Below are 12,309 nucleotides of genomic sequence, written 5' to 3'. Positions count from 1 at the left end.
TTTCCTTCCTTCGGTGACGAGGCGGGTCACCGCGTCACGGGGTCATCCGAATCACGGGCATCCCTCGCCAGCGCAGCCAGCCCACGAACCACCGAGAATTGCGGTTGGGCCGCGATGCGAACCTGCGGGCGGTGTGCAGAGGGCCAGAGGTGCCGGTGGACGTACGCTTCGATAGGACCGCGCACGCCCTCCCCCGCCGCAAGCACGCCGCCTGACAGAACGACGACGTCGGGGTCGTACATGTGGCAGAGGGTCACGGCCGTGGCACCCCACACCCGGAGATATGCCTGCGCGAGCAACGCAGCCTCCGAGCCAGCGGCGGCCGCGAACAGCGTCTTCAGGTCAGGTGCAACTCCCGGAGCGCGATGCCCCAGCGCCCACGCGCTCGCCAGCGACTCGCCGCATCCGACGTTGCCGCATGGGCACGCCGCCGCATGGACGTCCGTAGTGAGGTGTCCGCCGAGAATGCCGGCGTGGCCGCGAGCGCCGCGCACGGGGCGACCCTCCATCACGGCGGCCGTGCCGATTCCGGTACCGAGGGTCAGGAGAACGACGTTGTCCACGTCGGACGCAACGCCGTGACGCCACTCCCCGACGAGCGCCGCACGCGCGTCATTCTCAACGATCGTCGGCACGCCGAACCGATGCGCGAAATGTTCGCGAATGTCACGATCACGCATCCACTCGTACTTGTCATTGGCGTGCAGCATCCGCCCCTTCGTGTCGACGACACCCGGTAATGCGACGCCCACCGCATCCGGTACCCGGCCCGCGAGGACCTCGTCAACCAGGTCGCTTGCGCGCTCGAAGTCGCTGGGGGTTCCGGAAACGGGGACAGCACCGGAGGCCACGACGGCGAAGCTACGGTCGACGACGCCGACTTTGATGTCGGTGCCGCCGAAGTCGATGCCCAGTTGCATCCCGCCCCCTTCGCCCGGTAATTGGTAACGTTACCAGCGCTATCGGTCGGTTGCCAATCAGCACTCCCCCGCGGTTATGCGCGGCCCGCCAGCCGGACGGGAAGCACGACCTCGCGGGGATCATCCACCTCGTCGGCCCCATCCAGGCGCGCCACGAGGAGGCGAGCGGCCTCACGGCCGAGCTCGCGCGGATCGTGCTCCACGACGCCGACTGGCACGGGCATCAGCTGGGAGAGCTCGAAGTCGTCGAAGCTGATGATCTCGATCGGCGCGATGGATCCCGCCTTCACGCGGGTCCCGATTTCCGCGACAGCACCGATTGCATTCCGGTTGTTGGCGCAGAAGATGGCGGTCGGCGGTTCGGGAAGGGCGAGAAGGGCTGCGGTGGCCGCCTGCGCCGCCGGCACGTCCTGCTGGCCAACGCGCACCAGGTCGGGATCGACGATGAGGCCCCGCGCCCCGTGCGCTGCCTCGAAACCGGCGAGGCGACGTCGACCGGTGAAGATCGCCGAGGCGTTACCGAGAAATGCGATCCGTCGGTGCCCCTGGCCCAGCAGCTGTTCGGTAGCGGCCCGGGCGCCGCCCTCGTCGTCCAGAACGACACTGTCGGCCGACACGCCGGGGAGCCGTCGCGAGGCCAGCACCACGGGAACACCCTCGGCGATGGACCGGCGCAGATGCGCACCATCGCTGTCGGTAGGAACGACGATGAGACCATCGACGCGCCGTCCGAGGAAGTCGTGCACCAGCTGACGCTCGCGGTCGGGGTCTTCCGCGGTGTTGCCGAGGATGATCCGCCGTCCCGACGCCAACACCGCCTCCTCCACCCCGAGAGTGAAAGTGCCGTAATAGGGATTGGCGATATTGGTGATCGCGACGCCGATGAGCCCGCTGCTCTGACCCGGCCGAATGCTGCGGGCGTTCTCGTTGCGGCGGTACCCGAGCTCCGCGACCGCGGCCATCACGCGCGCCTGCACATCCGGCCGGACGTTGGTCCCCCCGGCGAGTGTGCGCGACACCGTCATCGGGCTCACGCCCGCGCGGGCGGCGACCTCCTTGACGGTGGGTGGCCGTCCGACACTGACCACTCGACCACCTCCACCAACGTTCGCGCCCGCACCGCGACCGCCAGGGAACGCTACCATCAGGCGGCAGGCGGGCCCGGGCGACGTGCCCGCCTGCCGCAGGCGACGCACCCATCGGAGTGGGGCTCGTCCGCGACGGGCTGGCACGCATGGGTGGTCTTCTCCCTAAGGAGATGCCACCGCTCGATCGGAGCAGACGCGTAAGTACTCGTCGACGGGCGCAACTGCCTCGACGCGGGCGCGTGGCGAGCTGCCGGCTGGGAGTACTACGGCATGGGGCGGCCCTGAACGACGGCCGCCGTTGCGATCTCCGACGGATCCAAATATGAAGCCCCCGGCTGGCATCTTCCGATGCGAGCCGGGGGCTTTTCGTTGTTCCGAGGCAAACCAGCGGAACAGCTCGGTCTCCCCCACGCTGATCCGCTTCACCCGCAACCCCCAGTCGCGTGAAAGCGAATCTCCGTGTCTTCGGCAGACCCTTCCAGACGTTCGCGCCACCCCCCAGTGGCACGACCGCACTTGTAAAGCTATCCCCGGAATAACCATCTTTACGGTTCCCTGAGGAACCCTCGCGGCTACCTTGCGCGCACGTTCTGCTATGGGTATCGAAGGCCTCCGCGGGGTCCCGGGCTCCCCTCAACTCACCGGCATCCACACGCGCATCGTCGACGGTCCATGGTTGCCCCAGTCGTAGTACGGGATGAGCTCGACCTCGAACGAGTCGGCTACCGCGGGCTCGAAGGGCCGCTCGGCGAACGGCCACTCCTCGTCGGCGAACGACACCGCCCTCATCGGCAGGAGGACGCGCCCGTCCTCTTCCCGGGGCTCGCCCGCGACACGAAGCTCCTCCGTTGACCGGTCCTCCTCGGCGGCCCGCTCGAGACACATCACGACCGGGCCACGCTGCACCGCCACCTGACCGCGGAGTGCGTCGACGCGCGGGTCGGGGTAGATCAGTCGAGCCCGCACCGGGAGTTCGAGCACCACGGTGTCGCCCGCCTGCACCGACGTACGCGCCCAACCCGGGTTCACCTGTCGAGTCTCGCCGCCGACGGTGAGCACGGACTGATCCCCGGCCCAGCCGGGCACGCGCAGTGCCAGCTGGGCGCCGGCGGGCGGAGCATCCTGCACCGACACGGTGATCGTGCCCGCGTGCGGGTACTCGGTGGTCACTTCGGCGACGAGGCGACCGCCGGCCAGCTGGGCCTCGATGGTGGCGGGCGCGTACTGCAGCACGTAGAGGGTGTCGGCGTCGCTGGCCGCCACGTATCCGTCGAGGGAAGCCAGCGTGCGCGCCACGTTCGGCGGGCAGCACGACACCGCGAACCAGGGGGCGCGCATGCTCGCCGCTGCACGCGGGCTCACCTCATCCGGAGCGGGCACGGTGCCGGGGGTGCGACGCTGCAGCGTGTTCGTGTAGAAGAACGAACGGCCATCGGCTCCGGGAGACGTGGCGATGACGTTGTAGAGCACACGCTCGACGGCGTCGGCGTGCGACGCGTCGCCCGTGGCCAGCAGCATCCGGTGATGCGCCATCAGCGAGCCGACGCCGGCGCACGTCTCGCTGTACGCGCGCTCGGACGGAAGCTCCCAGTCGGCGCCGAACGACTCGCCCTCGTGGTGGGCGCCCATGCCGCCGGTCACGTACGTGCGGCGGGCCTCGGTGCGGGCCAGCTGCCGCTCGACGGCGTGCAGAAGGTCGGCGTCGCCGGTCTCGACTGCGGCGTCGATCGCTCCGGCGGCCAGGTAGGTCGCGCGCACGGCGTGTCCGCGCAGCACCTCGGCATCGCGCACGGGCACGTCATCTTGGTAGTACTCGCGGCCGAAGTCGATGTCGGCGAGGATGCCGTGTCCCCGGCGCTCGACGAACAGGCGCGCCTGTTCGAGGTAGCGCTCCTCCCCCGTCTCGCGGGCGAGTTCGACGAGGGCGGTCTCGACCTCGGGGTGGCCGCACACCGCCTCGATGCCGCCAGGCCCGAACACGTCGCACACGTGGTCGGCCGCCCGCCGCGCCGCGCGGACGAGGTCGTCTTCGCCCCGCGTGCGGGAGCGGGCGACCGCCGCCTGGAACAGGTGGCCGTAGCAGTACAGCTCGTGTCCCCATTCGAGATCCGAGTACCGGGGCGCCTGCCCGGGACGGCCGAACATCGTGTTGAGGTAGCCGTCGGGTTCTTGCGCACGGACGATGCGCGCGACGATATCCGCGTAGCGCTCCTCCAGCGCCGCATCCGCTGTGCGGCCGATCTCCCACGCCATCGCCTCGACGAGCTTGTACACGTCGGAGTCGCTGAACTCGCGCCCGGTGCGATCTTCCGGCACACGCCCCTCGACGGCGGCGTCGAAGTTGCCGATCCAGCCGAGCCGATCCATCCACTCGTAGCAGTGCAGGATCATCGTCGACGCGTTGAGGCTCTGCAGCTGCGCCCAGAAGCCGCCGGTGATGTGGGACGACGAGAGGCCGAGCGGGGTGAGCGCGCCCGTGCTCGGCACGACGGGGGCGTCGATGTGGCGCGGGGATGCGTCGGGAGAGGAGATGAGGCGATTGCTCACGGGTGAGGCCTTCCGGGGTGGCTTTGGGCGTGGCGGGGGTCTAGTAGCCCCGAGCCTTGTGGCCGGGTGGTGGCGGCGCATCGGGGTTGCAAGGGCTGATGGGCGGAGGTAGCGGTGCGGGCCATTTGGGGCGGCGGGGCGGTTCAGGCCCCGGGCCGGGCCGGGCGGGGCGGTGGGTGGTGGGCTTGTGGAGCAGCATCCCGCGGGGGCGGTGGGCCGCGGGCTTGTGGAGCATCCCGCGGAGGCACGGCGGGCGAGCGCTGACTTGGTAGGTGCGGCCGATAGGCAGCGGGCGGCGGCGGGCGAGGCCTGGGCGCGTCGGGCGACGCGGGCACTGACCTCGTGGAATGCGGCCGGCGGCGGGGGCGTGTGGAGGCGTCGACCATGGGGCCGTCGGGCGACGCGGACGCTGACCTCGTGGGAGCGGCTCGCGGGCGGGGGTGGCCGGAGGCGTCCGTAACGTCTCGACTCCTCCCCAGCATCCCCGGGTCGCGACTTCTCCACAGGGGTGATTTAGCCGAGCTCCAATGTCGGTGGTAGGTGCGAGACTCTGAGTATGAACAGCTCGGACAGTGTCGGACCTATCGGCGAAAGCGCGCAGCTCGCTGCCGTCGTCGACGGGCTCCGCGACACCGAGCAGGAGATCGCTGCGCTCGAGGCGACGAAGGTCGCACACCTGGCCGGTGCGATGCGGATCGCGCTGCGGCGGATGGAGGGCAAACACATCACCCAGCGCACCCGGGAGATGGAGCTGCGCTCGATAGCGGCCGAGATCGGCGCCGCGGTGCGCTGGACCGACCGGGTGGTGCAGAGCCGTATGTCTGACGCACTCGACCTCGTCGAGCGGTTCCCGGCGACGGTCGACGCTCTCGCCTCGGGACGGATCAGCGCTCGGCACGCCACGGTCATCCAAGACGCCGGGTGCGTCCTCCCTGACGCCGAGCAGCGCGCCGCGTTCGAACAGGTGGTCCTGGAATGGGCCGAGGCGGAGACCGTCGCCCGCACCCGTGACTACGCCCGCGGGCTCGCCGAACAACTGCATCCCGAATCGATCACGACCCGGTTCGAGCGCGCCGAGCAAGGCCGCTCCGTCACTCTCGCCGAGCTGGGGGACGGGATGGTGAAGCTCGAACTCATCGTCGCCGCCGCGGTCGGTCACGGGATTTACGACCGTCTCACGCAGCAGGGCAAAGCCATCCGCCAGGTCACGGCCGCAGACGGCGAACGACGCGAACGGGAGCGCCCGGCCGCGGAGACCGACGCGGGCATACACGCCGACACCGACACCCCCACGGTCAACAACACCGACGCGAGCACAGGTGGGCAGGCGGAGGTGGTCGATACTCGCTCGCTCGACCAGATCCGAGCTGACTTGGTCTGCGAGATGATCCTGACCGGTCAGCCCGCCATCGACCCGACGACCGACACGCTGCCGGGCGGCCTCGGTGCCATCCGCGCACAGATCCAGGTCGTCGTACCGGCTCTCACCGCCGCCGGGAAAGACGACCGGGGCGCGAGCATCGAGGGCAAGAGCCCCATCGACGCCGAGACCGCCCGGTGCCTCATGGCCGGCGCCCCCGGGTGGGAGCGCATCCTCACCCACCCGATCACGGGAATCGTGCTCGCCGTGGACGCGTATCGGGCCGCCAGCCAGATGCAACGGTTCGTCAACGCCCGCGACATCCACTGCCGGTTCCCCGGATGCCGCATGCCCGCGCGCCTGTGCGACCACGACCACAACCTCGACTGGGCTCTCGGCGGAAAGACCGCCATCTGCAACCTGGCCTGCCTCTGCAAACGACATCACACCTTGAAAACCGAGACGGATTGGGTCGCGGAGCAGCTACCCGACGGGTCGATCCGATGGACGTCGCCCCTGAAGCGGGACTACGTCGACAAGGTCCCGCCGCGGGTCGCGTTCATCCCCGACGCCGACCCACCACCCTTCTGAGCGCTGGTCACAGGACCTCCTGGTCGCCGGCGGTGTTGAGGCTGTCGCGACGAGCGGAATCTCCCCCTTGTACTGGGTAACGGAGCTCGCGAGCGCGCACCGGCTTGCTCTGCCCCGGCCGCGGCTCGGTATTCCATCGGCGGCGGGCGCGGCCGGATACACATCTCGCTTCGCGTCGGCGGCCACCGCGGCCCCGCCATCCGAGGCGCGCAGCAGACCGGTTACCTCACCGGCTTCAGGACCTGCTCGGGTCCCACCGCCCGACGACCAGCGTCCGCAGCCATCCGAAGAGGAGGAAGATGACAACCCCGAAGAGCGCCGCGGTGAGGATCGCCGCGAACAGCTCCGCGGATTGGACGCGTGATTGGTAATTGGAGATCAGGGCGCCGAGCCCCGGCTCCCCCTTGCGGAAGAAGAAATCGCCCACGATCGCGCCGATCACCGACGCGCCTGCGGCGATGCGGATGCCCGCGAAGATGGCGGGCAGCGCCGTGGGAAACTCCAGCTTTCGGAGCACGGTCCACCTGCTCGCCTTCTGCAGCGTGAACAGGTCGCGCTGACTCTTATCGACGGACTGCAGACCGAAGAGCGTGTTCGAGACCATGGGGAAGAGTGCGATCATGACGCACACGATCACGCGCGCGGGGAAGTCAAACCCGAACCAGAATCCGATCAGCGGCACGAGCGCGAGGATCGGAATGCACTGCAGGATCACCGCGTAGGGGAAGAGTGATCGCTCCACCCAGCGCGCCTGCGCCATGGCGACCGCCCACGAGATGCCGATGACGATGGCAAGCGCGAGGCCGACCACGGTGACACTGCCCGTCCGCCACAGCGACATCATCAGCTCAGACAGCACACGCGGGTCGAAGAACGCGTCCGTGAAGATGGCATGCGGAGGGGGCAGCAGGAAGCGGGACCTGTCGTCCAGCACCGCGTAGGTGACGACGTACCAGACGACGATCACCGCCGCCGCAACGGCAAGTGGTGGCCAGACCGCGCCCAAACGCGCAGACGCCCTGCCGCGGGATGACGTCCCGCGCCCCGCGAGAGATGACGCCGTCTCCGTTCGCTGCAGTTCGACGGTTGCCATCAGTTGTGTCCTTCTCGTAAGGCGTGCGAAATCCTGCCGCAGAGCTCGGCAAAAGCCGGATCGAACCGCACATCCGGGTCGCGAGGGTGCGCGAACGGCACCTCGAACTCATCCACGATGCGACCGGGCCTGCCCGACATCACCACCACACGAGTAGAGAGGTACACCGCTTCCGCGACGGAGTGAGTGATGAACAGCGACGCGAAGTCGCGCTCGGTGAAGATCCGGAGTAGCTCGTCATTCAGTCGCTCTCGGGTGATCTCATCAAGCGCGCCGAAGGGCTCGTCGAAGAGGAAGAGCTCCGGCTCGAGGGTGAGAGAACGGGCGAGCGACGTGCGCATCCGCATCCCGCCCGAAAGCTGCCTCGGTAGGTGGCGCTCGAACCCGCCCAGCCCGACGAGATCGATCGCCTCGCGAGCGCGTCGACGCCGCTCGTCCTTCGCCACACCGTTCAGCTCCGTCAACAGCTCGACGTTCGCCTCGACATCCCGCCACGGCAGGAGGGTCGCATCCTGGAACACGTAGCCGATGCGAGCGGTTCTGACCGTCGCGTCTCCCGCGGATGCTGCCTCCAGCTGCGAAGCGATCCGCAGGAGCGTGCTCTTCCCACATCCGGACGGGCCGACCACCGAAACGAATTCGCCGCGACGGACGGTGAGGTCGACACCCGACAAAGCGACCGTCCCGTCGGCGAATTCCATGTCGACGCCGGCGAACTCGAGCAGCGCGGTGTCGCTCGTGACCTGCGGCGGGGCCTCCGTGCTCGTCATCCCGGATCCTCAGGCGACCGCGGTAGCCCGCGCCGGTGCACGGTAGGCGGCCGCGGGGTGGGGCGCCTCGAGCCGAGCACGGCCCTCCCCGAACACGTGCTCCCGGAGGGTGCGCCCCTGGTAGTCGATCTTCGCGAGACCGCGGGCGCGCAGCTGAGGCAGCAGCAGATCGATGAAGTCGTCGTAGGTGCCCGGGGTCAGGTAAGGCTGAACCAAGAAGCCGTCGGCGTCGGTCTGCTCGACGAAGGCCTGCACCTGATCGGCCACCTCGACGGGATCGCCCACGAACGCCGTGCCGTTGACCCCGTTGCGCCGGTAGTCGTCCAGGATCTCCCGCACCGTCGGGGCGTTCTCACCCAGGAAGCGCTCGACGCTGCTCCGGCCCTGCTCGGTGGTCATGTCCTTCGGCAGCGGGGCATCCAGGTCGTATTTCAGGAGGTCGATGCCCGTGTAATACGCGTAGGCGGTAGCGGCGCCCTCGATGGTCGTGAGGGAAAGCATCTCTTCTCGCTTCGCGACGGCCTCCTCGTGCGTCGGCGCGACGACGAACAGAGCGCCGATGACGAACTTGATGTCATCCGCTGACCGCCCCTCTTCGACGGCGAGCCGCCGAATATCGCGGATGTTCGCGGCGACGTGAGCCGGATCGCCGCCGGCGAGGAACACCATCTCGGCATACTTCGCGGCGAGCGCCTTGCCCTGGCGTGACGTGCCCGCCTGAAGGAGCATCGGGGTCCGCTGGGGCGAGGGCGGCACGGCGAGCATCCCATGCGCCTTGAAGAACGGACCGTCGTGATCGATCTCGTGCACCTTCGCCGGGTCGGCGTAGACGCGGGCCTCCTTGTCAATGCGCAGCGCGTCGTCCTCCCACGACCCCTCCCACAACTTCAGAGAGAGCTGCACGTGGTCCTCCGCCATCTCGTACCGACGGTCGTGCGCGATCATCTCCTCGCCGAAGAGCTTGGCCGAGGCGGCTTGCCCCGAGCCCGTCACGATGTTCCAGCCGATCCGCCCCTTGGTGAAGTGATCGAGCGTGCCGTAGCGCCTGGCGACCTGCTGGGGCTTCTCTACCGTCGTCGACGAGGTGACCACGAATCCGAGGTTCTCAGTGGCGGCCGCGAGGGCCGAGACGATCGTCATCGGGTCACCGTTCGGCGAGTTAACCGCATCCTCCAGGGAGTTGGGGATGACCGCGCCGTCGAGCGTCGCGTAGCTGTACGCGTCGGCAAAGAAGATGAAGTCGATCTTCGCCTCCTCGAAGCGGGCGGCCAATCGCGTCCAATGGTCGATGTCGAGGAAGTTCAGCGGCGCCTCGTTGTCGGGGTGCGCCCAGCTTCCGACCGTGACCCCGCTCGGCCCGATGAACTGGAAGATCCCGAATGCAAGTTCTTTCGTCATGGTCGCTTGGCTCCTTGTCTCTCCACCCGGGATACTCACTCGAGGCCGATGGAGGGGTCGATGAACTCGTTCGTGAAGAGATCTTCCGGGGCGAGCCCCTCGGCCATCTCCGCGCCGGTCGCCGTCATGATCGGCCCCATCAGCTCGATGCTGTCGGTTACGCGCTGCTCCGACATATCCCCGACGGTCTCGTCGTCTCCGTTGCTCACAAGGCCCAGGTCTCGAGCCCGCTCGGCGGCGAATTCGGCGACGCCGGCTTCGTAGACCCACCCGGTGTCGTACTCCGCGACGAGCGCCACGATCAGTTCGTTGGTCTCGGCAGGATCGTCGAGGTAGGTCACGGCTGCCCGCTGCAGAACCGGCACGAGACCCTTCAGGCAGTCCGCCTCGGCCGCGGCATCCTCGGTCCTCACCGCGAGCGTGTTCGTGTAGCTCGGCCACCCTTCGTCACCGAATGTCGCGGTGGCGACCGGTCGCATCCAGGCCTCGACGTCATGTTCGTAGACGTAGGGTTCCGCCGTGATGTAGCCGGTCTGCGCGATGGTGCCGCCCTGCGCAACGAAACTCGCAGGGGTGCCGTCGTAGCTGCGGTCGATGAGCTCCGCGGGGTAGATGCCCTCGTTGATCAGCCAGTCCGTCTTCACCTCGCCGTCGTAAGTGAGCAGCGTCACACCGGCTTCTCCGAGGTCGTGGATACTCTCGGCATCCGGGTACGTTTCGGGGTCCCACATCACCATCGTCGGATCGCCCTCGAACTGCGCGAAAACGCTCACCACGGGAAGGTCGGCCGACGTCATGATCGCGTCGACGGTTTCGACGTACCCCATCAGGATGTCCGGGTCGGTGTAGAGCATGGACTGCACGCTCTGATAGCCGATCGCCGGGCCGCCCGCGCGCACCTGCACGTTTACGCCGGTGTACTCCCCGTCCGTCATCAGCGGACCCGTCACCGTCTTGTTCGCGCTGTCGATGACCGGGTCCGGGCCGACGAGCTCGTACAGAGTGCCGTGCTCCGATTCCGGGTTCCAGTCGGCCTGGATCACGACCGTTGCCGGGCAGGAGCCCGAGAGGTCCAGCGCGCCCACCTCGAGCTCGGCGGTCGCCGAATCGATCGGCGCGGTCGCGCTCGTCGCGCACCCGGCCATGGCGAGCGTGGCCACCAGCAGAAGCCCGCCCCCTAGACCCCGTCGGGAAGAAACATGCATGTGGGTGATCCCTTCGCGTTGCATGGTGGCGCGCCAGCATCCAGCACACTGTGACCGAATTTGGCGTTGAGGCCTCTTTCGGTACAGATAAGGGCATCAATATGTCGGCGAGGGACCCGGCTTGGTTTCGTTCCGGTTAAAACGCCGGAGAGAGGGGCGTGCAGCGGTCAGTCGGTCCAGCTGGCGCGGTGACGAAACGCGCGAACGCGCGAGACCCGAAGGGCCGACACGCGGGGGTCGTGCCGGAGGCCGTCGAGATAGGCCTCGAACGGCTGCTCGTCACGCGCGACGACGTAGCAGGCGACGTTGTAGGGGCCGGTCTGCTCGTTCACGTATCGGACGTGGTCCGAAGCGGTCAGAGAGGAGAGCATCGCGGGGACGCTCCGCGCCTTGACCGTCAGGTCGACGAGCGCGGCCCTCTCCTGCGCGTCGGGACCCGGAATCCGCGTGTGGAAGCGAACGATCCCATCGTCGACGAGACGGAGGACGCGGCGTCGCGTAGCGGCGACGGTCAGCCCCACCTCCGCGGCGAGATCAGTGAAGTTCGCGCGGCCATCGGCGGTCAGGAGCGCCACGAGGCGCAGGTCGACGTCGTCGGGCATGCGGTGCGGTTCCGCCGCGAGTCGCTCGGTGGGCGGGTGCTGGCCGAGCTCGTCCCCGAGGTAGATGCGCGTGAACACAACCAACTCCACGCTCTCCACCTCAAGACGCGCGCGGACGGTGTCTACAGTGTCGAGGATGCCCGCGAGATCTCGCGCGGTGAACTGAGCAAGGATCGTGTCACCCTCACCCACATATGCGACCCAGGGAGCCGAGGCGAGTTCCTCGGTGGCGAAGAGCGCCTCGTGATCCTCGCCGCGGATGCCGAGCCGCAGGTGGAACACGATGTGCTCGCGCTGCACGGCGGGATGCAGCACGACCGTGGGGACCGCGATGCCCTCGCGGATGATGCGCCTCAGACGTGTCCGCGCTGTCGCGGGCGCGATGTCGGCGCGGGCGGCGAGGTCCTTCACCGTGATCCGCGGCTCGGCCGCGAGCAGTGCGATGATCTTCCGATCGATTGCTGCGGCGTCCGACACGCTCCCATTCCTACCGTCAACGCGCCCCCGCGGGGTAGCGCGTCCCCCTGGCGCAGTTCCCGTGTCGCGCGGAACGCTCGGGGGCTCGATCAGCCCGCGAGCAGATCCTCGTCCCGCTCGAGGATCAGTCGGTTCCCGTCCTACGCCACGGGCAGGGGGGATCGGTAACGCCTCCCAGAACTTCCAGCGCCGACCTCGACCCTTCGTCTCGTCGCTACGCTCCTCGCTCAGGGTCCGGAACGCGGGCCACTCCCGGAC

The 12,309-nt window shown here is 68.5% G+C and carries 9 protein-coding genes; 1 reads left to right on the top strand and 8 read right to left on the bottom strand.

Annotated features, from left to right (window positions below):
* Window positions 1-26 precede the first annotated feature (26 nt).
* From AC4FS2_RS00995 to AC4FS2_RS00985, 3 genes are all read right to left on the bottom strand, one after another.
* Window positions 27-920 (bottom strand): ROK family protein, encoded by an 894-nt coding sequence (locus tag AC4FS2_RS00995; RefSeq protein ID WP_491176132.1) that lies wholly within the window; start codon window positions 918-920, stop codon window positions 27-29.
* A 74-nt stretch (window positions 921-994) separates the two neighbouring features.
* Entirely contained in the window at window positions 995-2,008 is a 1,014-nt protein-coding gene (locus AC4FS2_RS00990) for a LacI family DNA-binding transcriptional regulator (protein ID WP_491176130.1), read from the bottom strand.
* Window positions 2,009-2,641: 633 nt separating this feature from the next.
* Window positions 2,642-4,555 carry a glycoside hydrolase family 127 protein gene (locus AC4FS2_RS00985; RefSeq protein WP_491176128.1) on the bottom strand — a complete coding sequence of 638 codons (1,914 nt, stop codon included), beginning with the start codon at window positions 4,553-4,555 and terminating at the stop codon, window positions 2,642-2,644.
* Between the two features lie 556 nt (window positions 4,556-5,111).
* On the opposite strand from AC4FS2_RS00985, the gene AC4FS2_RS00980 reads away from it, so the two are divergent.
* Window positions 5,112-6,506, top strand: a complete 1,395-nt coding sequence (locus tag AC4FS2_RS00980; RefSeq protein ID WP_491176127.1) for an HNH endonuclease signature motif containing protein — start codon at window positions 5,112-5,114, stop codon at window positions 6,504-6,506.
* A gap of 235 nt (window positions 6,507-6,741) precedes the next feature.
* On the opposite strand, the gene AC4FS2_RS00975 is transcribed toward AC4FS2_RS00980, so the two are convergent.
* The 5 genes from AC4FS2_RS00975 to AC4FS2_RS00955 all read right to left on the bottom strand — a co-directional run bounded on the left by AC4FS2_RS00975 (window position 6,742) and on the right by AC4FS2_RS00955 (window position 12,051).
* Window positions 6,742-7,599 carry an ABC transporter permease gene (locus AC4FS2_RS00975; RefSeq protein ID WP_491154310.1) on the bottom strand — a complete coding sequence of 286 codons (858 nt, stop codon included), beginning with the start codon at window positions 7,597-7,599 and terminating at the stop codon, window positions 6,742-6,744.
* Entirely contained in the window at window positions 7,599-8,369 is a 771-nt protein-coding gene (locus AC4FS2_RS00970) for an ABC transporter ATP-binding protein (protein WP_491154312.1), read from the bottom strand. Before AC4FS2_RS00970 ends, AC4FS2_RS00975 begins: the two co-directional genes overlap by 1 nt.
* 9 nt (window positions 8,370-8,378) lie before the next feature.
* On the bottom strand, window positions 8,379-9,767 hold the full coding sequence (locus AC4FS2_RS00965) for an NtaA/DmoA family FMN-dependent monooxygenase (RefSeq protein ID WP_491176125.1): 1,389 nt from the start codon (window positions 9,765-9,767) through the stop codon (window positions 8,379-8,381).
* Between the two features lie 35 nt (window positions 9,768-9,802).
* Window positions 9,803-10,972, bottom strand: a complete 1,170-nt coding sequence (locus AC4FS2_RS00960; protein WP_491176123.1) for an ABC transporter substrate-binding protein — start codon at window positions 10,970-10,972, stop codon at window positions 9,803-9,805.
* A 167-nt stretch (window positions 10,973-11,139) separates the two neighbouring features.
* A complete protein-coding gene (locus AC4FS2_RS00955) occupies window positions 11,140-12,051 on the bottom strand; it encodes an Lrp/AsnC family transcriptional regulator (protein ID WP_491176121.1) in 912 nt (303 codons plus the stop codon).
* Window positions 12,052-12,309 lie beyond the last annotated feature (258 nt).

The sequence above is a fragment of the Microbacterium sp. Z10_103 genome, from assembly GCF_058310455.1.
Note: the sequence above shows the minus strand (reverse complement) of the source record. Positions and strands in the feature narration are given on the sequence as shown.

Excerpts from the sequence above, each read along its gene's own strand:
- AC4FS2_RS00980 (WP_491176127.1), top strand. The coding sequence starts at position 5,112 with ATGAACAGCTCGGACAGTGTCGGACCTATCGGCGAAAGCGCGCAGCTC.
- AC4FS2_RS00970 (WP_491154312.1), bottom strand. The coding sequence starts at position 8,369 with ATGACGAGCACGGAGGCCCCGCCGCAGGTCACGAGCGACACCGCGCTG.
- AC4FS2_RS00960 (WP_491176123.1), bottom strand. The coding sequence starts at position 10,972 with ATGCATGTTTCTTCCCGACGGGGTCTAGGGGGCGGGCTTCTGCTGGTG.
- AC4FS2_RS00995 (WP_491176132.1), bottom strand. The coding sequence starts at position 920 with ATGCAACTGGGCATCGACTTCGGCGGCACCGACATCAAAGTCGGCGTC.
- AC4FS2_RS00965 (WP_491176125.1), bottom strand. The coding sequence starts at position 9,767 with ATGACGAAAGAACTTGCATTCGGGATCTTCCAGTTCATCGGGCCGAGC.
- AC4FS2_RS00975 (WP_491154310.1), bottom strand. The coding sequence starts at position 7,599 with ATGGCAACCGTCGAACTGCAGCGAACGGAGACGGCGTCATCTCTCGCG.